The sequence below is a fragment of the Streptomyces sp. NPDC005303 genome, from assembly GCF_040607335.1.
Taxonomy (GTDB): Bacteria; Actinomycetota; Actinomycetes; order Streptomycetales; family Streptomycetaceae; genus Streptomyces.
The window spans coordinates 1-25,092 of sequence record NZ_JBEXGM010000059.1; the positions used below are offsets into that span (position 1 = coordinate 1).

The following is a 25,092-nucleotide window of genomic DNA, read 5'->3' on the forward strand; positions in this document are numbered from 1 at the left end:
CAGATGGCCAGAGTGGTCAGCACGCCGACGTTCCAGTCCTGGACCAGGGTGGAGATCCTGCGGGGTCCGACGGAGGCGGTTCGACGGCCGAACGATGCCACAGGAGGGGAAGGACATCCTCGACCGCGCCGCCCGCGGGGCACGGTCAGTGCTCGCGCGGCGCCGGCACCACACGCTCCACCTCGGGGTGGACGGCGAGCAGCTGACGCATGGCCGCTTCGGCCGCCGCGGCGTCACCGGTGGCGAGGGCGTCGACGATCCGGCCATGGTGCGCCAGGGACGACTCGTTCGGCCGGTCACAGCCGGTGACCGGGCCGCCGGAGACCTGGAGGGCGGCGGAGACGATCCCGGAAAGGTGCTCCAGCATGCGGTTGCCCGCGAGCTGGATGAGCAGGGAGTGGAACTCGGCGTCGGCGCGGGAGAAGGTGAGCGCGTCACCCTGGCTCATGGCGTGCCCCATGATCTCGACCATGTCACCGAGGCGCTGCTGGACGTCCTCCCGCCCATGGCCCGCGGCCAGGCGCGCGGCGAGCGGCTCGATCGTCCAGCGCAGCTCACTCAGCTCGCGGCGCTGATCGTCGCGCTGTGGCCCGAAGGCTCGCCATTCGATGATGTCCGGGTCCAGCAGGTTCCAGTCGCTGACGGGACGCACGCGCGTGCCGACGTTCGGGCGGGCGCTTACCAGGCCCTTCGCCTCCAGGACGCGGAGTGACTCACGGACGACGGTACGGGAGACCTCGAAACGCTGGCCGATCTCCTCCGGGACCAGCGGCCGGTCGGCTCCCAGGTCGCCGGAGACGATCATCTGACCCAGCTGCTGAACGAGTTGGCCGTGCAGTCCGCGCCCGCGGCTGCCGGCGGCCCGTCGGCCCACGCGGCCCAGCTCCGGCTCCGAGCCGTCCCAGACGGAGGCTCCGACGCGGCCTGCGGCCGGGGCCTCGGCGTAGGGGTAGCGGTCGAGATCGCCCGGGCCGGCCAGACCGGAGTCGGCGGAGCGGGCGGCGGTCATCATGGTGTGCGCAAGGGTACTCACGGATCCTTTGTCGGCGCCGCCTCCAACTCCCTTGAGGTCTTTGGTGAAAAGCACACGAAAGGGTGATCGCTCACCCCGTCGCAATTGACGCCTTATCGGAAAGAAATGCGCTTTCGTCGGGAAGTTGTGCGCGGGTCGGGACCGGAAGCGTACGGACGGTCCTCATCGGACTCTGCTGCGCAGGGTCGTGAGCAGATATGCGCACAGCAGGGCGGTCAGCGACAACGTCAGTGCCCCGCCCACTGGTTGGGCGACCACACGCACCGCTCCGACGACATAGCGGTCGCCGCCGAAGGGCCATTGCAGCAGGAAGACCTCGCGCAGCCGCGCGGGAAGACCTGCCGCCGCCGCTCGCACGGACGCGCCCTCCAGGGCTCTTTGTACGAGGGGTACGACGAGAACGGGCACAGCCAGCACTGCGGCGAGCCCGGCCGTGGTGGACCGGAAGATGCCGGCGGCCAGAACACCGGCCCAGGCGCACCCGACCACAAGCCCGAACCAACTCGCGCTCAGCAACAACCAGTCCGTGGGAACTTCCGTGAGTTCCCGTCCGTAGACGAGATAGAGCACTTCGGCGTCGCAGCCCAGCGTGAGAAGGGCCAGCACCAGCGCGGTGACGGCGGCGACCACGAGTTTCGCGGTGAGCAGCCCCAGCCGGCGGGGGACGGTGCCGCGGTCCGCAGCCAGGGCGGGGTGGCGGAACTCGTCGCCGAACGCGAGTGCGCCGAGCAGTCCGGCCCCGAGCGCAGCCGGGGGCAGCGGCACCTCCCTCGGCCACGCCGCCAGCAGACGTGCCTGCGGGGTGTGACCGACTCGCGCCAGTACTACGGCGGTGAGGGCTGACGCGACGAGTACGGCGGCGGCGGTGAGAAACCCGGTGCCGATCCCTGCAGCGCGGCGCAGTTCGTAGCGCAGGGGGCGCAAGGGGCTGGGCGCGGACCTGACGGAGATGGGGGGTGGGAGGGGGGGCAAGGGGGTGGTGGCCCTGGAGACGTCCGCGTAGCCCAGAGTGGCGTCACCACCTCCCGCGGCGTCACCACGTCCCGCGGCCGCGCCGCTGTGCGCGGCACTGCCGTGTGCCGCCTCGTCGCCGTGCCCTGTCCGGTCGGCTGGGACCACGTTGTCGTCGTGCAGGTGGTCCAAGCCACTCCGCGACACGGGACTGCCGTGCGCTTGGCCTCCTCGCGTTGCCACTCCGGCCAGGCGGACCATCTGGTCACCGAGGAGCTCGCCGGACTCCGACCCCGTGATGCCCTCCCGCGGATCCTGCACCGCTGCCGCGTCCTGCCCGGGAATCCGGCCCGCGCCGGGCCCCATGTCCCCGATCTCGTCGGCCAGTTGGTGGACCAGGATGCCGTGGCGGAAGGCCGTCTCGCCGACGTCGGCACATGTGCTCCCGTACACGGACAGACGGTTGCCGCCTTCCCGGACGACTTCGACGGAGCGGTGAGCCGTGCGGGCCTCCTTGGCGAGCAGGGCGGCGAGTCGGACGGCATGGGGGCTACGAACGGCCACACGGGGGCGGAGCCTCGTGCGGGCGAACTCCGCGGCCGCCTGGTCCGCGACGAGTCTGCCCCGCTCCAGCGTGATGACGTGATCCGCGGCGCAGGCGGCCTCTTTGGGCTCGGACGTGGTGAACAGGACCGTGCCGCCCTGGGCGGCGTGTGCTCGCATCATGCCGTGCAGCCAGTGGCGCTCACGAGTGGAGAGCCCGTCGGCAGGATCGTCGAGCACGAGTGTGTGCGGGTCCGGCAGGAGGACGCAGGCCAGGCCCAGGCGGCGGTCCATACCGCGTGACAGGGTGCCGAGCCGCTCGTCTCGCAGGCTGACCAGTCCCACCACTTCGAGTACTTCGTCGGCGCGCCCGACCGGGACGCCGGCCGCGGCGCACAGCATGCGCAGATGTCCGCGGACCGTGCGCGCGGGATGGCCGGGTACCTCGCCCAGGAGCACGCCGACCTCGCGCGACGGGTGCGAGATGCGATGCAGCGGGCGGCCCTTGAAGTAGGTCAGGCCACGGCCCTGTTGCAGTTCGAGCATCAGTCTGAGCGCCGTCGTCTTGCCCGCGCCCGTCGCTCCGAGAAGCGCGGTGACGCAGCCCGCGCGGGCTTCGAAGGACACGTCGTCGACCGCGGGCGGGAGGTCCTTGCGGGAATTGCTGGTCAGTCCGAAGGCCTGGATCACCCGCAGCAAGATAGCGCGTTATGTCTGGTTTTGGGGGCCATTACACCTCGGGGCGCAGCATCGGAGGGTTGAGAAGGGTGGCGCCGCCGGCCCGGAAGAGCTGGGCGGGACGGCCGCCCTGGCGCGTGGTCGTGCCGCCGGTGGGGACCAGGAAGCCCGGTGTGCCCGTCACCTTGCGGTGGAAGTTGCGCGGGTCCAGTGCCACGCCCCACACCGCCTCGTAGACCCGGCGCAGCTCACCGACGGTGAACTCGGGCGGGCAGAACGCGGTGGCGAGCGAGGAGTACTCGATCTTCGAGCGAGCGCGCTCCACTCCGTCCGAGAGGATCTGCGCGTGGTCGAAGGCGAGCGGCGCGATCGGCTCCCCGTCTCGGCCGTAGCCGCTCTGCTGCAACAGCTCTTCGACGGGCGCCCAGCGCGCGTTGCTGGCGTCGCCGCCTGCCCGGGGGGCGGGCAGGTCGGGGGCGAGGGCGAGGTGGGCGACGCTCACCACGCGCATCCGGGGGTCACGCTTGGGGTCGCCGTAGGTCGCGAGCTGCTCCAGGTGTGCTCCGTTGTCCTGGACGGGGACCGCCGGGTCGTGCGCGCGCAGCCCGGTCTCTTCGGCCAGCTCGCGGGCAGCGGCCTGCGCCAGATCCTCATCGGCCCGTACGAAACCGCCGGGAAGCGCCCAGCGTCCCTGGAACGGCGGCTCACCCCTGCGTACCGCGAGCGCGCACAGGGCGTGACGGCGCACGGTCAGTACGACCAGGTCCACAGTGACGGCGAAGGGTGGAAAGGCTGACGGGTCGTAGGGCATGCGGCGATCATAGTCGTCTGCCTGACGATAAACACTCCCTTCGTCGGTCGCATCGATGGCTGATCCACTCCCGTATGAGCAGGCCACGTCCTCAGCTGTCGGTGCCTGCAGGAGGGAATGTCCTGCAAGGTCAGGCCCTCAGTTGCAGCCCTTCGGCGGCTTCCTCGACCATCGCGAGCCCGAGTCTGCTGACCCGTACCGAGAACGGGGCTCCCGCGATCCTCAGTCCGGTCAGGCCGATCTCACCCAGGGGCGCACTGCGCATGGGTCGCAGTGTGACCGTCCCCGCCGGTACATCGGGGCGGATTCCCGCGAGGGCGCTCAGCAACAGGACTCCGGCGGCCGCTGCCGTGGCCGCCGGGCGACAGGCCGCCGGGTGCGGAAGGGGAGCGCTCCCGTCGGTGCGTTGCTCACCCGCGTACATCTCGGGGAGCCGGTGACCGAAGGCCTCAGCCGCGGCCAGCAGACCCCTAAGGAGCGAGCCGGCCTCCTTCTCGTACCCGGCGGCGGCCAGGCCCGCGACGGCGATCGCACTCTCGTGGACTCTCACGGCACCGGTGCGATGGCCGAACGGGTTGTAGCCCGCCTCTTTGGTGCCCAGCCCGCGCAGTCCCCAGCCGGAGTCCATGACCGGGCTGCCGAGCAGCCGGGCCAGTTGTTCGGTCTGCACCCGGTTGAGCAGGCCGGGCGCCTGTTCGCCGCCGCCGAGCAGGCCGGTGTCCAGGAGGTGGGCAGCCGTGGCGCCGAGGTGGGGCACGAGGCGTCCGTCAGGGGCTCGCGCAGCCGCCGGCCGACCGCCGCTGAGGTCTTCGACCCAGAAGTCCTCGCGGAAGGCTGTGCGCAGTTCGCGGGCCCACTGCCGCAGCGCCGCCCCGCCAGGTCTGTCGAACGCGTCGAGCAGGCCGGCACCGAGGACGGCCGCGCGATGAGCATGTGCCTGTGTCTCGCAGCGGACAGGGCCGCGGGGCTGTGGGTCGCACAGATATGGCCCCTCCCCCACGGCCGCCCGTAGCCAGCCCAGACACCGCTCGGCTGCCGGGAGCAGCTCTTCCGTCTCCCGTTGCGAGAGTCCCCATCGGAAGGCCTCAGCGAGGAGGACGGGGAAGAGCAGGGTCGCCTCGGTGCCCGTGCAACCGGCTGGAAGGTGGGCGCCCGCGTCCCGGCGGGGCCCCGGGATCATGCCGGTCTGCGCTGTCTGCCCGCGGAGTTGGGTGCGGGCGAGGGTGCGGAGCGTCCCCGCGGCGAGCCGGGTGCCGAGTGGCAGTGTCATACGGGCTGCCACGAGCGCGTCGGCCGGGGCCAGGCCGCAGCGCCAGGGGGCTCCGGCCGCGAGGTGGGTGTCGGTGGGGTGTGCCGGGTCGCGCAGCAGTAAGGCCTGGAGATCATCGATGCTTGTGTGCAGGAGAGGCTGGATGGCGGGGTGGTCTCCCGTCGCGCGGGCGGAAGCCAGGGGGCTGGTCGCCGCACGCCCCACAGCCCGGACGGGGCCCGCGCCCTCCAGACGCACGCGCAGCTCCAGTCCGACCGTGCCTCCTGGGGGCAGGTCGACCTCCCAGCGCAGCAGGCCTGCCGACGCGAGAGCGTCGGTGGGTGGTGGGTCGGCCATGACCGACACCCCGCCGATCGCGCAGGACCAGCGCAGGCCGGCGTCGTGGACGACTGCGGGCAGTTCGGGTCCCGCGCGGCCCGATGCGATCGCGCCCAGGTCCGCCAGATCCGTCCCGAGGGCCACCTCCACCGGCAGTCGCAGTGGGCGGGCAGCGGCGCTGTGCAGGCTGATGCGTTCCGTCCCGTCCGCGTGGCGGGTGCGCTCCACGACGACGTCAGGGTCCGGGCCTCCGCGCGGGGAGACGCGCGCGGTGGCCACAAAGCGGGCGCGATCCGCCGCGGTCGTCCGTGCCTGGACCGCGAGTGGTTCACGGCCGGCGACACGGATCTGACACCTGGAGAGCACACGTCGGCCCGCACGGTAGAAGCCCTCCAGCCCCTGACCGGTCAACTGCCCTTGATCCGTGGAGATGGCGAGGCCGGGAAGCGCCACGCAGATGATGACCGAGTGCGCTGGGGGGAGATCACCCGGGCTTCGGGGGCCCGAGGAGGAGTTCTGTGGCGGCCTGGACGGCACAGGTGAAGGCGGGCGAGCAGGACGGTTCGCCGTGGAAGGTGAAGTCCGGCCCTCCCTCGCCGGTGTGGGCGCGCGTCGCACGGAGCCCGCCGACGGATCCGGCTCACGGTCCCGCGACGATGACGACTCTCGGTCCCACGACGGCGAGGGTGCGGTGTCCTTCTGGTCCTCTTCCAGAGCCGGGTTCCGGTGGTGTTCCGCCGGCGTGGAGGTGTGCTGACCGCCGCTCGGGAACCTCGGCCCAGGCCTGCCGGTGTCCGCGGCTCGTGGCTGCCCGGCACTTCCTTTCCATGTCGTCGTCGGCGCGCCAAGGGTGGAGCGGCCGTCCTCGGTGGAGGGCGGAGTCGGCTGATGCAAGGGGCGCTTCCTCTGCACTCTGCGCGCCTCGGGCGTGCTCGGCGCCCGGTGCGGGGCTTCTGAAGGGCACGGGCGATGCAGCGGTACGGTCAGGTGGGCGGTTCCGCCACTCAGGTGAACGGGGCGGGCCTGTTCGGGGTCACGCCCGCGGGCCCGGAAGCCGACCGAATGGCGGGGCCTCGAAAGCGTCACCCGGCGGCACAGGTGTGACCACCAGCGCGCGCCCCGCTTCCAGCGGTCCCTCATCCCTCCTCCTCGGTGGCACCGCCTCCGGGTCGTGTTTCCTCGGCCCGGCGTGCGTCGCCCCTGCCCGTGGTCCGGCGGACGGCACCGGGGCGGGTACCGCGGGCCGGCCGGGAGCGCGGGCGGGATTCCTCGACACAGGGCTGCCGCCCCTCCGCGTCGGACTGGGGACGGGCATCCACGCGAGCTCCGGGGCGCACCCGCTTGCGTCGCCGGGATGCCGTGGCGGGCTGTGGCGTCGGCGGAGTCCCGTCAGGCCCGGAGGGGCACGGTGGGAGCGCGCCTTCGGCATGGGGCGGGCACACAGCCGGCGCGTCCTTGGAGTTCCCGGGCAGTTCCAGGGTTCCGTCGGAACCGGGCAAGGACACCCCGTGGCTTCCTCCAGGACCGGACGTGTCCGGGCCCGTCAGATCCTCGCCCCTCGCCACCTCGACTGGCTGGGCGCTGTCCGACCGCGCGCGTTCATCGCGCACCACGCGTTCCGCGCGCAGGCAACGGCGGATTGATTCCGGATCGAGTCCCTCATTGCAGGCCTGGTGCAGGAGCCGGGCGAAGAGATAGCTGGGATCTGCGCCCAGGGCCATGGCCAGCGCCTCCCTGGCCTCGATCTCGTCGCCCGTGGACCAGGCAACCCATCCGGCGAGGGTGAGCGGCGCCGCCGCATGTTCGCCGTAGGGTCCGACGCAGCGGCGGGCCAATGCGCGCCACAGACGCAGTGCAGGTCCGGCCTCCTCGGCCTCCATCCACTCGGCCGCGCGGTCCCGGGTCGTGCGGTCCTGCAGACCGAGGACGAGTACCGCCGCGTCGTCATGTCCCAGGAGTTCGTCGTCACGCAAGTCGGCCTGGAGCGACCCCGACACGGGCGCCGCCTCGGCGAGGCGTGTCATGGTGCGCTTGGCCAGCCGCAGCGTCTCCTCGGCCACGTCCGCCCTGCTCGCCTGGTCGAGCATCCGGGGGACCAGGGTCATGCCGGCGGTGTCCAGGGCGACTTCCTGTTCCAGCGCGGCCGCGGTCTCCCAGGGCTGCAGCCTGGCCCGCAGCTCGCGCAGAGTGCCGCGCACCTGCAGTCCGGCATATGTGGCCGCGGCGGCGAGCACCGAGGTACCGGGCAGCCCCATCGGGACTCCCTCCGGGGGGCAGCATTCCTCGCTCGGACAGCAGTACGACCAGTAGCGGCCGTCGGAGATGCACAAGGCCTCGATCACAGGAACGTCGAGCCGACCGCACTCCGTGCGCAGCAGCCCGGCGAGCGGGGCCAGCCGCTCCGTGATCTGCCTGCCCGTCTCACCGGACCCCGGTTCCTGGCAGAGGTAGGCGACCATCTGCTCGGGGCGGCCGCCCCTGCGCTCGCTGCCGGTGATCAGTCCGTGTGCCAGCTGCCGGGCCACGGCCGGCCAGTCGTCCTTGTTCGCGGGAATGCCCAGCCGGGCCCGCCCTCCGAACCGGCCGCGGCCGCCCCGGTCGTGCAGGGCCACGAGAACGATGCTGTCCTCGGGCCGGTACCCAAGCAGGTACGGCAGCGCGTCGGCCAGTTCACCGGGAGTTCGCAGGGTGACCTGGTGTTCGGCACTATGTGCGTCGAAGCCGGCGCGGTCGCCGATCCCCGGGATGTCGATGTCCCGCCCGTCGGCGTTCCGCCTGTCCTCTCCGTTCCGGCCGCCTTCTCCGTTCCGTCCGTCGCCCTTCCGTCCGCGGTTGTTGCCGTTTGCGGCGGGTCCCGTCGTTTCGCTGTGGTTCGTCATGCGCAGACGATCTCGCGGATCTCGATGTTCCGTTTCGACCTGTGGATAAGTCCGATCAGGGCCACGACAACGCCGTCCTGTCATCCACAGCCGGGCCACTGCGACGCCCCGCTGTCGGAGGCGTCGTGTTGTATGGGGGCATGACGCACACGAGCAAGACGGAGTTGCGCGAGGCTGCCGACGGGATCCTCGTCCGGCTCGTCGGGGACAGCACCGGATCGGCACGGCTGCGCGAGGACCAGTGGCGGGCGATCGAGGCGCTGGTCGCCGACAAGCGCCGGGCCCTGGTCGTGCAGCGCACGGGATGGGGCAAGTCCGCGGTGTATTTCGTGGCGACGGCCCTGCTGCGCGAGCGCGGCGCCGGGCCGACCGTGATCGTCTCTCCGCTGCTCGCCCTCATGCGCAACCAGGTCGAGGCCGCCGCCCGTGCCGGAATCCACGCCCGGACCATCAACTCCTCCAATCCCGAGGAGTGGGAGACCATCCGCGCCGAGGTCGCCGCGGGCACCGTTGACGTGTTGCTCGTGAGCCCGGAGCGACTCAACAACCCGGACTTCCGCGACAACGTCTTGCCCGAACTGTCTGCCGCCACCGGCCTACTCGTCGTCGACGAGGCCCATTGCATCTCCGACTGGGGCCACGACTTCCGCCCCGACTACCGACGGCTGCGCACCATGCTGACCGACCTCCCGCCCGGGGTGCCGGTGCTGGCCACCACCGCCACGGCCAATGCCCGGGTCACCGCGGACGTGGCGGAGCAGCTGGGCACCGGGACCGGGTCGGACGCACTGGTCCTGCGCGGTCCGCTCGACCGCGAGAGCCTGAGCCTCGGCGTGCTCCGACTGCCTGACGCGGCCCACCGTCTGGCCTGGCTTGCCGATCACCTGGAGGACCTGCCGGGCTCCGGCATCATCTACACCCTGACGGTGGCCGCCGCCGAAGAGATCACCACCTTCCTGCGGGAGTGCGGGCACACCGTCACCTCGTACACGGGAAAGACGGAGAACGCCGAGCGCCAGCAGGCGGAGGAAGCCCTCCTCGCGAACAAGGTCAAGGCGCTGGTGGCCACCTCCGCGCTCGGCATGGGGTTCGACAAGCCCGACCTCGGCTTCGTCGTGCACGTCGGCTCGCCCTCCTCCCCCATCGCCTACTACCAGCAGGTCGGCCGCGCCGGACGCGGTGTCGAGCACGCCGAGGTGCTGCTCCTGCCCGGCCGTGAGGACGAGGCGATCTGGTCCTACTTCGCCTCCGTCGCGTTCCCGCCCGAAGAAGCCGTACGACGCACTCTGGACGCCCTCGCCCGGGCGGACCGGCCGCTGTCGCTCCCCGCGCTCGAACCATTGGTGGAGCTCAACCGCACGCGCTTGGAGATCATGCTCAAGGTGCTGGACGTGGACGGCGCGGTCCACCGGGTCAAGGGCGGCTGGATCGCCACCGGAGAGCCCTGGTCGTACGACGCCGAGCGCTACGCCTGGGTCGCCAAGCAGCGCGCCACGGAACAGCAGGCCATGCGCGACTACGCCACCACCACAGGCTGCCGTATGGAGTTCCTGAGGCGGCAGTTGGACGACGAGGAAGCGGCTCCCTGCGGGCGCTGCGACAACTGCGCCGGGCCTCGCTTCACCGCCGACATCTCCGCTGCCGCCCTGGACACGGCGGGCGGCTCGCTCTCCCGCGCCGGTGTCGTGGTGGAGCCCCGCCGCATGTGGCCCACGGGCCTCCCGGCCATCGGCGTCGACCTGAAGGGCCGTATCCCACCCGGCGAGCAGGCCTTGCCGGGCCGGGCTCTCGGACGGCTGTCGGACATCGGCTGGGGCAACCGTCTCAGGCCGCTGCTCGCACCCGGGACACCGGACGCCCCCGCCCCCGACGACGTGGCGAACGCCGTCGTGACCGTGTTGGCCGACTGGGCCAAGTCGCCCGACGGCTGGGCCTCCGGGGCCCCGGACGCGCCGACCCGCCCTGTCGGCGTGGTCACCGTTCCCTCACGCAGCCGGCCACAGTTGGTGCACTCGCTGGGAAGCCGGATCTCCGCCGTCGGCCGCCTGCCGTTCCTTGGGTCCCTCGCTTACACGGACCACTCGGACGACCTCTCCCTGCCCCGCTCCAACAGCGCTCAGCGTCTGCGGGCCCTGCATGGGGCGCTCATCGTGCCGCCGCCTCTGCGGGAGGCGTTGGAGGAAGCCGCGGGTCCTGTACTGCTCGTCGACGACATGACCGAGACCGGCTGGACCCTCGCGGTCGCCGCCCGACTGCTGGTGCGGTCAGGGGCCCAGGGGGTGTTGCCTCTGGTGCTGGCCGTGCGTGGCTGAGCAGGCACCTGGGGCGACAACTCACCACGCGCGCGTACGGATCCGGGCCTCGGACCGCCGGGGCTGGGAGGTCCCGGGGGTCGCCCGGTAAAACACTGGGTAGGGATATAAGCCACCAACCACCCGATTCGGGTCTGTGGACCCAATTGCTCGTTGCCGCAACCAAGTTCGACAGGAAGAATTGAGGTCCGCTCCCCGCACGGCTTGTCCGTAGACCGGTAGGGCTCTGCTGCGGTGCGCGCTCCCCCGAATCCGACCCCGCCCGCCGTATGGGCGCGTAGCCGAAGGGAGGACCGTGACCTTCGGATTCGCTCCGTCCTCCGCGGCGTCCACGTCGTCAACCGACCTGTCCGCCGCATCCGCCAACCCTCTGGCCCGTCTGCTCGAACCCGCCGAGTGGGCCGAGGCCGGCATCCCACTGCTGCGCAACCCGCGCGAGGTCGTCAGCGGGCTGCACTCGCGACACCGCCCCAAACCGGCGACAGCGATCGTGGCGGTCCTCGATCCGGACGAACGGCTGCTGGCGAGCGCATCGTTCACACGCCGCCCGGCACCGGCCGACGGCTGGATGTTCCGGAACACGCTGCTGGCCCAGCTGCGCCGGGTGATCCCGCACGACCTGCGGCGCCGCACCCCGGTGCGCACCGCCGTGCTGCTCTACTGCCGTGAGGGTGACGCGCGTTGGACGGAGGAGGACGGGGCTTGGATGTGGGGTCTGCGTGACGCCTGCACCCTGCACGGGCTGCGCTGCGGGGCGTACATCACGCTGACGCGCGACGGGTGGCAGGTGCTCGGGGAGGGACGCGGCGGACGCCGACCGAACGCGGACTCGGCGCCTGAGCCCTTCGCCACGTCCGAGTCACCGCCCCTGCTCCCGCGCACCGGCGGCGCCGCCTCGGAGGTCCTGCGCCGCGCGGCGGCCCGCTAGCCGAGTCCGTCCCGATCGCCGTTCTAGGGCCGTACGTCCGTGACGTACGGCCCAAGCAATCGTGGCCGATCGAGCGCGCATGTTTCTGGACCCGGCATGGTGTTAAGTGCGAACCGGGCGTCTGCCGGGACGCGGGCACGCCGAAGGACTCGCCGTACAGGTGCCGCACGAGCGGCACCTTTACCCGCCGTCGGCGTCCCTACCGGAACCGGCTCAGACGCCGACGCCCAGTACCGAGTTGATCTGCTGCGGGTCGCCGCAGACGATCAGCAGGGCACCGGCCCGGGAGTGGGCCAGAGGCAGGCCCTCGGCGACAGCGGCGGCGGAGCCGCCGTTGACGGCGACCACGACCACCGGACGGGACGCGGCACGCGAGGCCACGGTGGCGTCCGCGTAGAACACGTCGTCACCGGCATCGTGTTGGGCCCAGTAGGCGGCCTCACCGAAGGACAGCTCATGGGTGGCCCACGGGTGCTGTTCGCCGGTGGTGATCACCAGCACTTCACCGGGGGCACGTCCCGAGTCCAGCAGGAGGTCTACGGCTTCCTCGGCAGCGTCGAGCGCACCGGCGGCCGAGGCCGGGATGAGCTGGATCTGCGGGGCCGCCGAAGCCGGGACCGGAGACGGGGCGGGGGTGGCAGGCGCGGCGGGGCCCGGCGCTGCAGTCTTGGCCACGGCCACATCGTGCGGCGTCCGCTGCACCGGCGGGGCGGGCCGCAGCGGGCCGGGACGACCGGGGCGCGGCGGAGCCACGGGGCGTGGACCGGGTACGGGACGGGGGGTCGGCGCGGTGCGGCCGCTGGCCGGAGTGGCGCGGGGACCCTGGGCACTCTCGTGAATCTGAGGCTCCTCGGGAATGAGAGGCATGGGCTGATGTTTATCAAACATTGGTGCGGCTCGCGTCAGCGGGTGGCACATCAGCGCGAGCGGAATCGTCAGAAATCGAAGCCGAGCTGGCCCTCGATCTCCGGAACGCTTCCGTCCGCCCAGCTGCGGGCCTTCTTGAGGTGCCGCCACTGAGGCAGCGCATCAAGATACGCCCACGACAGCCGGTGGTACGGGGTGGGGCCCCGAACCTCCAGCGCGGCCTTGTGCACGGGCGAGGGATACCCGGCGTTGGCCGCGAAACCGAAGTCTGCATGGTCGATACCCAGTTCGGCCATCATTTTGTCGCGCTGTACCTTGGCGATCACCGATGCCGCCGCGACCGCCACACAGGATCGGTCGCCCTTGATCACGGTCCGGACCTTCCAGGGCGTTCCGAGATAGTCGTGCTTCCCGTCGAGGATCACCGCGTCCGGGCGGACCGGGAGTGCCTCCAGGGCGCGCACGGCGGCGATCCGCAGGGCGGCCGTCATCCCCAGGGCATCGATTTCCTCGTGGCTGGCGTGCCCCAGGCCGTACGACGTCACCCACGTCCGCAGTTCCTCCGCGAGTTCGGTACGGCGTTTGACGCTGAGCAGCTTGGAGTCGGTGAGGCCTTGGGGCGGTCGGCGCAGTCCGGTGACCGCCGCGCAGACGGTGACAGGGCCGGCCCAGGCACCTCGCCCCACTTCGTCGACACCAGCGATGATCTTCGCTCCGGTCGTGGCACGAAGTGAGCGCTCGACAGTGTGAGTAGGTGGTTCGTACGGCATGGCGCCCTTAGCCTACGCCGCTCGGATCACCCTGCGACACCCCGGTTTCCTCGGAAGACGTCGAGACGTCCACGAAGAGTACTCACGGTCCGGTCGACCGCAGCAGCGGCAGCACGAAGTGATCGATCATCTCTTCGACATCCTGGTCATCCCATTCGCTACCGCGCATCTTGGAGCGATACATCATCATGGCGGGGATGGCATCGAAGACATAGTCGTTCGCCGCGTCAGGACGCACCTCTCCCCGCTCTATTCCGCGGGTGATGATCTCGCGAAGCAGCTGCACGCTCGGCTCCACGACGCCTTGGAAGATCACGGCATGAAAGCGCTCCGCCTGAGCTTGGTCGCATTCGTGAATGACGGAACGCAAGGCGAAGCCAGGGCGCGAGAACATCGCCTCGCGCGCCTGCCGGCACAGTTCGAGCAGGTCCTCGCGCACACCACCAAGGTCGGGGGCCTCTTCGAAACGCGGTAGTCCAGCCCTAAGGGCGTCCGCGACGAGGTCCTCCTTGGAGGGCCAGCGGCGATAGACCGCGGCCTTGCCGGTCTGGGCTCCGGCGGCGACGCCCTCCATCGTGAGGCCGTTCCAGCCGACCGTGCTGAGCTGTTCCAGCGCGGCGTCGAGGATCGCACGCTCCAGCACGGCGCCGCGCCGACGGAGGGCGGCCGTCCGAGCGGGAGCGGCCGTCCAGCGCGAGGTAACCATCTGAATGTCTCCAGCGAGGGAAGCGGGGATTTCGGGGAGGGACGGGACGCGCGGCCATACAGGGGGACGGGCCGCGCCAATAAACTTAAGTGAACGCTTGCGTTCACTACTGGGGACTCACTACCGTTGACGCGACAGTGAACGCATCCGTTCACTAACGCGCTTGTGGGGGACCCATAGTGACGACCTCTCAGTTGATCGAAAATCAGAAACCAGGTGCTGCCCGGCGGGAAGGGCGACCTGGCATCGCGCTCGCCGTCATCGCCGCCTGCCAGCTCATGGTGGTACTCGACGCGACGATTGTGAACATCGCGCTGCCGCACATTCAAGACGCTCTCAAGTTCAGCACCACCGACCTCACATGGGTCGTCAGCGCCTACACGCTCACCTTCGGCGGCCTGCTGCTCCTCGGTGGCCGCGCGGGTGACATCCTCGGGCGGCGCCGGGTCTTCATGACCGGCATCCTGCTGTTCACCTTCGCCTCTCTGCTCGGTGGTCTCGCCCAGGAGCCCTGGCAGCTGCTGGCCGCCCGTGTCCTGCAAGGGGTGGGGGGCGCGATCGCGTCGCCGACCTCGCTGGCGCTGATCACCACCACGTTCCCGGAGGGACCGGAGCGGAACCGGGCCTTCGGAGTCTTCGCCGCCGTCTCCGCGGGCGGCGGTGCCATAGGCCTGCTGGCGGGAGGCATGCTCACCGAGTGGCTGGACTGGCGATGGGTGCTCTTCGTCAACGTGCCGATCGGCGTGCTGATCGCCGTCCTCACCCCGCTGTACATCAGCGAGTCGCAGCGGCACAGCGGCCGCTTCGACATCGCGGGGGCCCTGACCTCCACGGGAGGCATGGCCCTGCTGGTCTACGGCTTCATCCGCGCCGCGGACGAGGGCTGGCGGGACAACCTGACCATCGGGTCCTTCGGCATCGCCGTGGTACTCCTGCTCGCCTTCGCGTTCATCGAGTCGCGCGCGAAGGAGCCGATCACCCCCCTGCGGATGTTCGCCGACCGCAACCGCTCGGGCACGTATGTGATCATGCTGAGTCTCGCTGCCGCGATGTTCGGCATGTTCTTCTACATCGTGCTCTTCGTCCAGAACGTCCTGGACTACACCCCGATCGAGGCCGGTCTCGCGTTCCTGCCCGTGACCGTCGTCATCGCCCTGGGCGCGGGACTGTCGCAGCGATTCCTGCCGGTGCTCGGCCCCAAGCCGTTCATGCTCGCCGGTTCCGCGCTCGCAGTGACCGGACTCGCCTGGCAGGCCCTCATCAGCTCCGACAGCTCCTACGTCGGCGGAGTTCTCGGCCCCATGCTGATCTTCGGCTTCGGCATGGGCCTGAACTTCGTGACGCTGACGATCACCGCGGTCTCCGGCGTCGCCCAGCATGAGGCCGGCGCGGCCTCCGGGCTGCTCAACACCACACAGCAGGTGGGCGGTTCGCTCGGCCTGTCCATCCTGACGACGGTGTTCGGGTCGGCCAGCAAGGGCGAGGCGGAGAAGCAGTTGCCGCACTTCATGGCCGACGGTTCGGCGGCGCAGAAGGCGGAGTTCGCCAAGACGCACCAGCTGCCCGCCCCGTGGGGACACGAGGTGCTCGCCCAGGGCATCTCGTCGGGCTTCGTGGCCGCCGCCTCGATGGCCGTACTGGCCCTGGCCACCGCCTGGTTGGTGATCAAGGTACGCAAGAGCGATCTGGAGGCGCTCGCGGGCACGGCGGGTCCGGGTCTCGGCTGACGGGACCTGGCTCGCGATGAGCCGCGGATGGCCGGACCGGGCCCGGGGGATCGACGGCGCGGGCGACGGTCCGGCCATCCGCACCAGAAGAGCCGCGCACACCAGGGCGAAGAGCCGCAACCATGCCATGGCCACACCACACCCCTCTCACGTGCCGCCTGCGCACCGGCCCATCCGTCGCACGGCAACTGTCCTGACAACGAGCCGATGGTTACGCAGAGTTCCCAGCATGCACGGAGAGTTTCGACCAGCGTGGACGTGGGCTCGCCATGGGCTCCTACTCCGACACCCGCAACCACTCCGGAAACGCCTCGGTCCGTTCCACCCACTCGGCGGGCGGCGCTCCGGCCTTCCCCGCGGCGATCACGCCACCCACGATGGCGCAGGTGGTGTCCACATCGCCGCCGACCTGTGCGGTCGTCCAGAACGCCTCCTGGTAATCCCCCAGTGACCGGGCGGCGGACCAGATCGCGAACGGCACGGTGTCGTGCGCCGTCGTACGGCGGCCGCAGCCCAGCACGGCCGCGACGGTGGAGGCGTCGCCGTAGTCGAGCATGTCGCGGGCTCGCCGCAGCCCCGCGCCGACGGCACTCTTCGGGACGAGCGCGATGACACCGTCCAAGAGCGCACCAGGACTGGGCGGGCCGCCAGGGTCGGCGGCCAGCGCGGCGGCCGCGGCGACGGCCATGGCGCCGACGACGGCCTCACGGTGCTGATGCGTGGGATACGCCGAGATCTCCGCCTGGTGGGTCGCCTGCTCCGGGTCGTCTGCGTAGAAGGCTCCGAGGGGCGGGATGCGCATCGCGGCGCCGTTGCCCCAGGAGCCCTGCCCGTTGAAGAGGGCCGCGGCGAGTTCACGCCAGTCGCCGCCCTCGCGGACCAGCCGCAGCAGTCGGTTGACGGCGGGGCCGTAGCCCCGGTCGAAATCGTGGTGTACGGCGAAGGAGTGCGCCAGGGCGTCCTGGTCGATGCGGTGGTGGGCGGCCAGGACGGCCACCACGGAGCAGGCCATCTCCGTGTCGTCCGTCCACTGCCACTCGCCGGGCGGCAGCTCGCGGTTCTTCAGCAGGGGGTAGTTCACCGGTACGAAGAACTGCGAGCCCAGGGCGTCCCCCACGGCAAGGCCACGCAGACTGGCGAGGGCACGGCTCAAGCGCCCGTCGGATGAGGAGTCAGCGGTCATCGGTCTGCCACTCTAATCGGTGATCCCGTACGGTTCCGGCTCTCGCCAGCGCTGGAAGGGCCGGTCAAGGGCGTACTTGCCGTCGTCCCCGAGAACGAGCATCCGCATCTCCGCGTTCCCCGGATTCGACAGCGACTCGAACTCGGCGACCGTCCAGTGGAACCAACGCATACAGAACAGCCGCATGGCGAGGCCGTGCGTCACGATCAGGACGTTCGGTGGATGGTCGGGCGCCTCGAAGCTGCGGAACAGGCTCTCCAGGAAGCCGCCGACCCGGTCGTACACGTCAGCCCCCGACTCGCCCTGGGCGAACCGGTAGAAGAAGTGCCCGTAGGCGTCGCGGTACGCCTTCTGGAGACGTACGTCGTCGCGGTCCTGCCAGTTTCCCCAGTCCTGCTCGCGGAGCCGGGGTTCCTCGCGTACCCGTATGAGCTCGGGGTCCAGATGGAAGGCGCGAAGGGTCTCGTGCGTTCGGCGGTACGGAGAGACGTACACACTTACCTGTTCACGGCCCAGCACCTCTCGCAGCCGCTTTCCGGTCTCCTCCGCCTGCCGCCAGCCCCGTTCGGTCAGGGCCAGAGCATGGTCGGGCTCGCGTTCGTACACGGTGTCATCAACATTGCCCGTTGACTCCCCGTGCCGGACAAGGACGATTCGCCGTGGTCGTGCCATGCCAAGACCCTAGATCGAGTGGGGGCGTATCGAGCACTCGTACGGGCTCCATACGGCGTAGGTCACATATTTCCCGCACCATCGGCCACTCAGAGACGCACGGATGGCGAGTCCGGATCTCAAACCGTCCAGGCCGGTTCGAGGTCCAGGATGTCACCCGTGAGCGCGGCGACATCGGCCTCGGTCTGGGCTCTCAGGGCGAGCCGTTCCACTCGTTCGGTGCGGTACTTGCCGTGCTCGGCGGCCGAGCGCCACATCGACAGCACCAGGAACTCGTTCCCGGGGGCCTCGCCGAACAGGCCGCGGATCATGCCGGGCGAGCCGGCCATCGCCGGATTCCAGACCTTCTCCTGCATGAGAGTGAAGTGCTCCGCGCGCTCCTCATGGACGCGGCAGTGGGCGAACCGCACCAGGTCGGCGTCGGTGAAGCGGGGCTCGAAGCCCGTCTTCACATCGAAGCGGTAGTCGAACAGCTTGACCTGGATGTCCTTGAACGTGCCTGACTGGGCAGCCGCGAGCCGGTCGTGGGAACGCGCCATGAAGGAGTCGTAGAAGGAACGGCTCTCCCAGAAGGAAAAAATGTGCGCCACACCCTGCCGCCCCCGGCTCCAGCCTCCGCCCTGTCCCCGAAACCCCGGCTCTCCCAGAAGCCCCGCCCACTTTCGCTGCCCCCGCTCGAAGCCGCGGCGGTCCACCACGGTGCAGCGAATCCACTTGACCAGCACCGCGCCATGGTAAGGCCACAGGGCGTGGCGCCGGTCACCCTCGGAGGCAGAGGTGCCCCACGAGTGACACACTCGCGTGGCAGGATGGACAACCGGTCTTGCCTGACCGGCAGTTCGGGCCGAGGACACAGGGGGAAGGGGAAATCCGGTGAGCGGCATCAACAAGGGGATCCGCAAGGTCGAGGTCGCGCTCAAGTGGGATCCGAGTCCGGCGGGGCAGCCGCCCACCGACCTGGACATCGTCGCCGCGACCTATGTGGCGGCCGATCCGTACGGTGATCCAGCCTATGTGGTGCACTTCGACAGCCGTTCCCCCGACGGCACCATCTATCTCAACCGGGACAGCAAGGACGGCAAGGGCTTCGGCTGGGACGAGGTCATGACCCTCGAACTCGACCGACTGGACGCCCGGTACACGCGCGTGGTCGTCGGCGCCGTCATCCAGCAGCGCTCCGCGCACCGCACCTTCGTCGGCGTGCTCAACCCGGGCCTGCGCATACGGGAGGGCTACACGGTCTTGGCCGAGGACGACTTCGGCGGCGTCCTCGGCGCCACGGCCGCGAGGATCGCGGCGTTCGAACGCCAGGAGGACGGCACCTGGGACTTCCACCCGGGGATCAGCGGTTTCGAGGACGACCCCGCGACCTTCACCCGGAGCATGGGCCGGGAGTAAGGCCTCAGCCGGCGGTCCAGCCCGGGACCGTCGGCAGCACTGTCTCGGCGACGCGGAACAAGGCGAGGTCATCGGGCACCACGTCGTCCTGGCGCCATATGGAGACCTCGTAGAAGCCGCCGCCGTCCTTGGTGTCCTTGGCGACCAGCAGGCTGCGGGCGATCCCGCCGGGACCGGTGTCGACCTTGCCTCCGCCGAGGTTGAACTTGAAGGCGATGGTCCGGTCCGAGTAAAGGACCGCCGGGTGCCCGCCTACAGTCCTGTTCTGGGCTGAACTCCCCAGGAAACCCGCCATCTCGGAAACCGGGATGTCGTCGTCGGACGTAGAGAGGTTCACCGTGTAGGTGGACAGCTGGACCTCCGCCTCGGGCGTGACGGTCTTGGTGCCGTCGGCCCAGTCGCCCACGCTCTCCTTGCCGCTGGCGGTCATCGCGTACTCGGTCGGCGTGCCGAGCAGTGTCGGCAGGTCCTCCCGGTTCAGCGCCGTGCACAACTGCACCCCTGAGACGGGCTTCGAGGGCCGGGCGTCGTCCGATGTGTGGCACTCGGCAGGTTCGGGGTCGCTGGACTTCTGCTGAAAGGTCCCTGACAACAAAAGAGCCATGAGACCTCCGACCACCACCAGTGCCGCTATGGCCTGGCCCCACTCGTTCGAGCCCTTCTCGGGCTCTCCCGCACTCACTGCGGCATCGGCGATCCGCTGCTCAGCCATGTCCCCGTGTCCCCCACCCTGCCGTCCGCGCCGGTCGTGCGCTGGGGGAGCCTAACGTGTGATCGTCCTGTGGAGAAACGGAAAAGCGGAGGGCGGTGCAGTCGACGTCCGACTGCACCGCCCTGGACGGCCTAACTCACATCAGCTGCAACCGCTGGTCGAGCCGCAGCCCTCGCAGATGTAGCAGGAACCGGCCCGCTGCATCTTCGTACCGCAGGAGAAGCACAGCGGGGCGTCGGCCTGGATGCCCAGCTGCATCTCCACCAACTCGGCGCTGGTGTGGGCCTGCTGCGGGGCGGGCTTGGCCGCCTCGACCTCGGCCTTCGGCGTGACGACTGCCTTCAGCTCCTGGGTGCGCGGCGCCGACTGGGCCAGACCCTCGACGTCGACCTCCTCCTCGGTCGGCTCGTAGGAGCCGGTCTCGAGGTGGCGCTGACGCTCCTCGGCGGAGTGGATGCCGAGCGCGGAGCGGGTCTCGAAGGGCAGGAAGTCGAGCGCCAGGCGGCGGAAGATGTAGTCGACGATCGACTGCGCCATCCGCACGTCCGGGTCGTCCGTCATGCCGGCCGGCTCGAAGCGCATGTTGGTGAACTTCGAGACGTACGTCTCCAGCGGCACGCCGTACTGGAGGCCGACGGAGACCGCGATGGAGAAGGCATCCATCATGCCCGCGAGGGTGGAGCCCTGCTTGGACATCTTCAGGAAGACCTCGCCGAGACCGTCGTCCGGGTAGGAGTTGGCGGTCATGTAGCCCTCGGCGCCGCCGACCGTGAAGGACGTCGTGATGCCGGGACGGCCCTTCGGGAGGCGCTTGCGGACCGGACGGTACTCGATGACCTTCTCGACCGTCTCGCGGATGGTCGCCTCTGCCTTCTCCGTGACCTCGGTCTTCTCCTTCTCCTTGGTCTTGGCGGAGAGGGGCTGGCCGACCTTGCAGTTGTCGCGGTAGATGGCGAGCGCCTTGACGCCCATCTTCCAGGCCTCGAAGTAGACCTCTTCGACGTCCTCGACGGTCGCCGACTCAGGCAGGTTGACCGTCTTGGAGAGCGCACCGGAGATCCAGGGCTGGATCGCGGCCATCATACGGACGTGGCCCATCGCGGAGATGGAACGCTCGCCCATGGCGCAGTCGAACACCTCGTAGTGCTCGTGCTTGAGCCCAGGGGCGTCGATCACATTGCCGTTCTCGGCGATGTGGGCGACGATCGCCTCGATCTGCTCCTCCTGGTAGCCCAGGCGGCGCAGGGCCTGCGGGACCGTGCCGTTGACGATCTGCATCGAACCGCCGCCGACCAGCTTCTTGAACTTGACCAGCGCGAGGTCGGGCTCAAGGCCGGTGGTGTCGCAGGACATCGCGAGACCGATGGTGCCGGTCGGGGCGATGACGGACGCCTGGGCGTTACGGAAACCGTTCTTCTCGCCGATGCGCAGCACGTCCTGCCAGGCCTCCGTGGCGGCGGCCCAGATCGGCGAGTCGAGGTCGTCCATGCGGACGGCCTTGCCGTTCTCGTCGGAGTGCTGCTTCATGACCCGCAGGTGCGGCTGGGCGTTGCGGGCGTAGCCGTCGTACGGGCCGACGACTGCGGCGAGTTCGGCGGAACGCCTGTACGAGGTGCCGGTCATCAGAGAGGTGATGGACCCGGCGAGGGCGCGGCCGCCGTCGGAGTCGTACGCGTGGCCGGTCGCCATCAGCAGGGCGCCGAGGTTGGCGTAACCGATGCCGAGCTGGCGGAACGCGCGCGTGTTCTCACCGATCTTCTGCGTCGGGAAGTCAGCGAAGCAGATGGAGATGTCCATCGCGGTGATGACGAGCTCGACGACCTTGGCGAAGCGCTCGGCCTCGAAGGACTGGTTGCCCTTGCCGTCGTCCTTCAGGAACTTCATGAGGTTCAGCGAGGCGAGGTTGCAGGACGTGTTGTCCAGGTGCATGTACTCGCTGCAGGGGTTCGAGCCGTTGATACGGCCGGACTCCGGGCAGGTGTGCCAGTAGTTGATGGTGTCGTCGTACTGGATGCCCGGGTCGGCACAGGCCCACGCGGCCTCAGCCATCTTGCGGAACAGCGCCTTGGCCTCGACCTCTTCGATGACCTCGCCGGTCATACGGGACGTCAGGCCGAACTTGCCGCCCGTCTCGACGGCCTTCATGAACGTGTCGTTCACGCGGACCGAGTTGTTGGCGTTCTGGTACTGGACGGACGTGATGTCGTCGCCGCCCAGGTCCATGTCGAAGCCCGCGTCGCGCAGGGCGCGGATCTTCTCCTCCTCCTTCACCTTGGTCTCGATGAAGTCCTCGATGTCGGGGTGGTCGACGTCGAGGATGACCATCTTGGCGGCGCGGCGCGTGGCGCCACCCGACTTGATCGTTCCTGCGGAGGCGTCGGCACCGCGCATGAAGGAGACGGGACCCGAGGCGTTGCCGCCCGAGGACAGCAGCTCCTTGGAGGAGCGAATGCGGGAGAGGTTCAGGCCGGCACCGGAGCCGCCCTTGAAGATCATGCCCTCTTCCTTGTACCAGTCGAGGATCGACTCCATGGAGTCGTCGACGGACAGGATGAAGCAGGCGGAGACCTGCTGCGGCTGGGGCGTGCCGACGTTGAACCACACGGGGCTGTTGAAGCTGAAGATCTGGTGCAGGAGGGCGTACGCCAGCTCGTGCTCGAAGATCTCCGCGTCGGCGGGCGAGGCGAAGTACTTGTAGTCCTCGCCGGCCTTCCGGTAGGTCTTCACGATGCGGTCGATGAGCTGCTTGAGGCTCACCTCGCGCTGGGGGGTGCCGACGGCACCGCGGAAGTACTTGCTGGTGACGATGTTGACCGCGTTCACCGACCAGAAGTCGGGAAACTCGACGCCACGCTGCTCGAAGTTGACCGAGCCGTCGCGCCAGTTGGTCATGACGACGTCACGAAGCGCCCATTCCACCTCGTCGTACGGATGCACGCCGGGGGTGGTGTGGATGCGCTCGATGCGCAGGCCCTTGTTCGCAGTCGCCTTGGTGCCCTTGGCGCGGGAACTCCGTGCCGGACCGCTCGCCGTCTCTGTCATGCCGCCTCCCTGTACGGGCGAAAACGCCCTGAAGTGCCCCGTTGTTCCCGTGGCACGGTGTTCTGTCTGGTATTGCGGGCACCCACTCACTACCGCCCGCAACAGGTCCTAGTTCGCCGCCGTCCGGCCGAACCGGGGTTCTGGCCCGGCCCGGCCCGCCGATCAGTCGGCGGCGCGGGCGGGCTCGGGGACTTGAGCAGTCTCTCCGGGCCCGCGATCGTCTTCCTGGCTCCCCGAGACGGCCTCGTCGCCGCCCCCACCCTCTCCGCGGTCCTCGTCGTCCGCGGCGGGGGGTCCCGTGTCTTCCCTCAGTTCCGCGATCGCGGCCTCGAAGTCCTCGAGCGAGTCGAACGCCCGGTAGACGGAGGCGAATCGCAGATACGCGACGAGATCGAGCTCCTGCAACGGGCCGAGTATGGCCAGCCCCACGTCATGGGTGGTCAGCTCGGCGCTTCCGGTGGCCCGCACCGCCTCCTCGACCCGTTGGCCGAGCTGGGCGAGCGCGTCCTCGGTGACAGGCCTCCCCTGGCATGCCTTGCGCACACCGTTGATGACCTTGGTACGACTGAAAGGCTCGGTGACTCCGGACCGCTTGACCACCATCAGCGAGCACGTCTCCACGGTCGTGAAACGACGGGAGCAGTCCGGACACTGGCGGCGCCTGCGGATCGACGTGCCGTCGTCGGTCGTACGACTGTCGACGACGCGGCTGTCGGGGTGCCTGCAGAAGGGGCAGTGCATGAATTCCCAACCCTCCTCACAGCAGACTCAATAGCCTCGCTGAGCCCCATGGGCCCCTCGAAGCAGCCCCCAGCATAGGCGATCGCAGCGGGCGTGGAGACCCGGGGGACCACAACTTCTGGGCTGCTGCAGCAATCCAAGCACTACATGTAGGGATTGGCACGGCCTACACGCCGTACACGGATGTCGCGCCCGTATTGGCATGTGCCATACGACCGTCCCGGCGCCCGGCGAACACGCCGCACAGGCGTATCGCTGCGGCGCATGCGGAGATAGCGTGGGCGCCGCAAGGAGGGGACGTGGGATTCCCGCAGAGATGAGAGCCGGTACCCGGCCCGCAGGGCACCGGATGGCACACTGGGGCAACGACTCGCGAGGTCGCCGTCCGGCGGTGAAGAGTACAGCAATGGGCCCTTTTGTTCGGCAGGCGGCGCGTTAGCCATACACCCAGACACACGATCGCGTCAGGCGCTTCGCGATTTTTCACTCGAACGTGTGTTTGGCGCAACCTTTCGAAAGCAACTACCGTTGTCCAGCAGGGAGACCATCGAGAGGGGCCGACGTGACCACGACCGCAGACAGTGCCACCATCACTGCCCAGGACCGTTCCCAGGGCCGACTCGAGCCGGTGCATGCGATGAACGAAGCCGTGAATCCCGAGGGGCACAAGCGCTCCCTACCGGGCCGACCTCCGGGCATCCGTGCGGACAGCTCGGGGCTCACCGACCGGCAGCGCCGGGTGATCGAGGTCATCAGGGACTCCGTCCAGCGGCGCGGCTACCCGCCGTCGATGCGGGAGATCGGCCAGGCGGTCGGCCTGTCCAGCACCTCGTCCGTGGCACATCAGCTGATGGCACTGGAGCGCAAGGGCTTCCTGCGCCGTGACCCGCACCGCCCGCGCGCGTACGAGGTGCGCGGCTCGGACCAGGGCGCCTCGGTGCAGCCCACGGACACCGCGGGCAAGCCGGCCGCGTCCTACGTCCCGCTGGTCGGCCGGATCGCCGCCGGTGGCCCGATCCTCGCCGAGGAATCCGTCGAGGACGTGTTCCCCCTCCCCCGCCAGCTCGTCGGCGACGGCGAGCTGTTCGTGCTGAAGGTCGTCGGCGACTCGATGATCGAGGCCGCGATCTGCGACGGCGACTGGGTCACCGTGCGCCGTCAGCCCGTCGCCGAGAACGGCGACATCGTGGCCGCGATGCTCGACGGCGAGGCCACCGTCAAGCGCTTCAAGCGCGAGGACGGCCATGTCTGGCTGCTCCCCCACAACTCCGCGTACGAGCCGATCCCGGGCGACGACGCGACCATCCTCGGCAAGGTAGTCGCGGTTCTGCGGCGCGTCTGAGCGCCGCGGCCGGCCTCGCCGACCCGACCGGGCCCCGGAACCCCTGCGCCGGTTCCGGGGCCCTGTGCTGTCCGGCCCCGGTGAAGGGTCGCTCGCTATCGCCGTGGTCTGACCCGGAAACGGGTCAAGATCACGTTGTTGACCAGGGCGGTGCGGATGCCGTCGTCGGTGAACAGGGCCTTGTAGTTGTCGATTCCGGCGAAGCCGTC

The 25,092-nt window shown here is 69.8% G+C and carries 19 protein-coding genes; 5 read left to right on the plus strand and 14 right to left on the minus strand.

The features are described 5' to 3' along the window. Window positions 1-145: 145 nt before the first annotated feature. From ABZT93_RS39065 to ABZT93_RS39085, 5 genes are all read right to left on the minus strand, one after another. Window positions 146-1,033, minus strand: coding sequence for an FCD domain-containing protein (locus ABZT93_RS39065; protein WP_356113649.1), 888 nt, complete (start codon window positions 1,031-1,033; stop codon window positions 146-148). Between the two features lie 162 nt (window positions 1,034-1,195). Continuing rightward, window positions 1,196-3,217, minus strand: coding sequence for an ABC transporter ATP-binding protein (locus ABZT93_RS39070; RefSeq protein WP_356113651.1), 2,022 nt, complete (start codon window positions 3,215-3,217; stop codon window positions 1,196-1,198). Between the two features lie 40 nt (window positions 3,218-3,257). After that, window positions 3,258-4,016 carry an NUDIX hydrolase gene (locus ABZT93_RS39075; RefSeq protein WP_356113653.1) on the minus strand — a complete coding sequence of 253 codons (759 nt, stop codon included), beginning with the start codon at window positions 4,014-4,016 and terminating at the stop codon, window positions 3,258-3,260. A gap of 130 nt (window positions 4,017-4,146) precedes the next feature. Then, the gene (locus tag ABZT93_RS39080) at window positions 4,147-6,057 is read right to left on the minus strand and encodes a glycogen debranching N-terminal domain-containing protein (RefSeq protein ID WP_356113655.1); all 1,911 of its coding nucleotides are present in this window, start codon (window positions 6,055-6,057) and stop codon (window positions 4,147-4,149) included. A 683-nt stretch (window positions 6,058-6,740) separates the two neighbouring features. Beyond that, the gene (locus tag ABZT93_RS39085; protein ID WP_356113657.1) at window positions 6,741-8,483 is read right to left on the minus strand and encodes a DUF4192 domain-containing protein; all 1,743 of its coding nucleotides are present in this window, start codon (window positions 8,481-8,483) and stop codon (window positions 6,741-6,743) included. 140 nt (window positions 8,484-8,623) lie between these two features. Here ABZT93_RS39085 and ABZT93_RS39090 point away from each other — a divergent pair, with 140 nt between their 5' ends. Further along, complete coding sequence (locus ABZT93_RS39090) at window positions 8,624-10,795, plus strand: RecQ family ATP-dependent DNA helicase (RefSeq protein WP_356113660.1); 2,172 nt, start codon at window positions 8,624-8,626, stop codon at window positions 10,793-10,795. Window positions 10,796-11,090: 295 nt separating this feature from the next. Beyond that, the gene (locus ABZT93_RS39095) at window positions 11,091-11,723 is read left to right on the plus strand and encodes a hypothetical protein (protein ID WP_356113662.1); all 633 of its coding nucleotides are present in this window, start codon (window positions 11,091-11,093) and stop codon (window positions 11,721-11,723) included. Between the two features lie 213 nt (window positions 11,724-11,936). Here the strand turns inward: ABZT93_RS39095 and ABZT93_RS39100 are convergent, their stop codons facing one another. The 3 genes from ABZT93_RS39100 to ABZT93_RS39110 form a co-directional block, all read right to left on the minus strand. Next, window positions 11,937-12,590, minus strand: coding sequence for a hypothetical protein (locus tag ABZT93_RS39100; RefSeq protein ID WP_356113663.1), 654 nt, complete (start codon window positions 12,588-12,590; stop codon window positions 11,937-11,939). Window positions 12,591-12,658: 68 nt separating this feature from the next. Then, entirely contained in the window at window positions 12,659-13,360 is a 702-nt protein-coding gene (locus tag ABZT93_RS39105) for a ribonuclease HII (RefSeq protein ID WP_356113664.1), read from the minus strand. An 82-nt stretch (window positions 13,361-13,442) separates the two neighbouring features. Next, entirely contained in the window at window positions 13,443-14,066 is a 624-nt protein-coding gene (locus tag ABZT93_RS39110; RefSeq protein WP_356113666.1) for a TetR/AcrR family transcriptional regulator, read from the minus strand. Between the two features lie 179 nt (window positions 14,067-14,245). On the opposite strand from ABZT93_RS39110, the gene ABZT93_RS39115 reads away from it, so the two are divergent. Beyond that, window positions 14,246-15,793: an MFS transporter gene (locus ABZT93_RS39115; protein WP_356113668.1), complete on the plus strand. Its 1,548-nt coding sequence runs from the start codon at window positions 14,246-14,248 to the stop codon at window positions 15,791-15,793. A 277-nt stretch (window positions 15,794-16,070) separates the two neighbouring features. Here the strand turns inward: ABZT93_RS39115 and ABZT93_RS39120 are convergent, their stop codons facing one another. From ABZT93_RS39120 to ABZT93_RS39130, 3 genes are all read right to left on the minus strand, one after another. Next, window positions 16,071-16,976, minus strand: coding sequence for an ADP-ribosylglycohydrolase family protein (locus ABZT93_RS39120; protein WP_356113670.1), 906 nt, complete (start codon window positions 16,974-16,976; stop codon window positions 16,071-16,073). A 12-nt stretch (window positions 16,977-16,988) separates the two neighbouring features. Next, window positions 16,989-17,648, minus strand: a complete 660-nt coding sequence (locus ABZT93_RS39125) for a histidine phosphatase family protein (protein ID WP_355734268.1) — start codon at window positions 17,646-17,648, stop codon at window positions 16,989-16,991. Window positions 17,649-17,767: 119 nt separating this feature from the next. Continuing rightward, a complete protein-coding gene (locus tag ABZT93_RS39130; protein WP_351990707.1) occupies window positions 17,768-18,373 on the minus strand; it encodes a YdbC family protein in 606 nt (201 codons plus the stop codon). Window positions 18,374-18,521: 148 nt separating this feature from the next. Between ABZT93_RS39130 and ABZT93_RS39135 the strand changes: the two genes are divergently transcribed. Continuing rightward, the gene (locus ABZT93_RS39135; protein ID WP_356113672.1) at window positions 18,522-19,046 is read left to right on the plus strand and encodes a TerD family protein; all 525 of its coding nucleotides are present in this window, start codon (window positions 18,522-18,524) and stop codon (window positions 19,044-19,046) included. Window positions 19,047-19,050: 4 nt separating this feature from the next. On the opposite strand, the gene ABZT93_RS39140 is transcribed toward ABZT93_RS39135, so the two are convergent. The 3 genes from ABZT93_RS39140 to nrdR all read right to left on the minus strand — a co-directional run bounded on the left by ABZT93_RS39140 (window position 19,051) and on the right by nrdR (window position 23,541). Next, window positions 19,051-19,758 (minus strand): DUF6215 domain-containing protein, encoded by a 708-nt coding sequence (locus ABZT93_RS39140; protein ID WP_356113674.1) that lies wholly within the window; start codon window positions 19,756-19,758, stop codon window positions 19,051-19,053. 141 nt (window positions 19,759-19,899) lie between these two features. Further along, window positions 19,900-22,800 carry a vitamin B12-dependent ribonucleotide reductase gene (locus ABZT93_RS39145; RefSeq protein WP_356113676.1) on the minus strand — a complete coding sequence of 967 codons (2,901 nt, stop codon included), beginning with the start codon at window positions 22,798-22,800 and terminating at the stop codon, window positions 19,900-19,902. Between the two features lie 162 nt (window positions 22,801-22,962). Next, a complete protein-coding gene (gene nrdR / locus ABZT93_RS39150) occupies window positions 22,963-23,541 on the minus strand; it encodes a transcriptional regulator NrdR (RefSeq protein ID WP_356113678.1) in 579 nt (192 codons plus the stop codon). A gap of 562 nt (window positions 23,542-24,103) precedes the next feature. On the opposite strand from nrdR, the gene lexA reads away from it, so the two are divergent. Next, on the plus strand, window positions 24,104-24,883 hold the full coding sequence (gene lexA / locus ABZT93_RS39155) for a transcriptional repressor LexA (protein ID WP_352382363.1): 780 nt from the start codon (window positions 24,104-24,106) through the stop codon (window positions 24,881-24,883). Window positions 24,884-25,092: the final 209 nt, after the last annotated feature.

What these genes read in the sequence shown, in the direction of transcription:
- ABZT93_RS39125 (WP_355734268.1), bottom strand. Translation starts at nt 17,648, where the DNA reads ATGGCACGACCACGGCGAATCGTCCTTGTCCGGCACGGGGAGTCAACG.
- ABZT93_RS39120 (WP_356113670.1), bottom strand. Translation starts at nt 16,976, where the DNA reads ATGACCGCTGACTCCTCATCCGACGGGCGCTTGAGCCGTGCCCTCGCC.
- ABZT93_RS39100 (WP_356113663.1), bottom strand. Translation starts at nt 12,590, where the DNA reads ATGCCTCTCATTCCCGAGGAGCCTCAGATTCACGAGAGTGCCCAGGGT.
- ABZT93_RS39140 (WP_356113674.1), bottom strand. Translation starts at nt 19,758, where the DNA reads ATGGCTGAGCAGCGGATCGCCGATGCCGCAGTGAGTGCGGGAGAGCCC.
- ABZT93_RS39085 (WP_356113657.1), bottom strand. Translation starts at nt 8,483, where the DNA reads ATGACGAACCACAGCGAAACGACGGGACCCGCCGCAAACGGCAACAAC.
- nrdR (WP_356113678.1), bottom strand. Translation starts at nt 23,541, where the DNA reads ATGCACTGCCCCTTCTGCAGGCACCCCGACAGCCGCGTCGTCGACAGT.
- ABZT93_RS39075 (WP_356113653.1), bottom strand. Translation starts at nt 4,016, where the DNA reads ATGCCCTACGACCCGTCAGCCTTTCCACCCTTCGCCGTCACTGTGGAC.
- ABZT93_RS39110 (WP_356113666.1), bottom strand. Translation starts at nt 14,066, where the DNA reads ATGGTTACCTCGCGCTGGACGGCCGCTCCCGCTCGGACGGCCGCCCTC.
- ABZT93_RS39090 (WP_356113660.1), top strand. Translation starts at nt 8,624, where the DNA reads ATGACGCACACGAGCAAGACGGAGTTGCGCGAGGCTGCCGACGGGATC.
- ABZT93_RS39105 (WP_356113664.1), bottom strand. Translation starts at nt 13,360, where the DNA reads ATGCCGTACGAACCACCTACTCACACTGTCGAGCGCTCACTTCGTGCC.
- ABZT93_RS39145 (WP_356113676.1), bottom strand. Translation starts at nt 22,800, where the DNA reads ATGACAGAGACGGCGAGCGGTCCGGCACGGAGTTCCCGCGCCAAGGGC.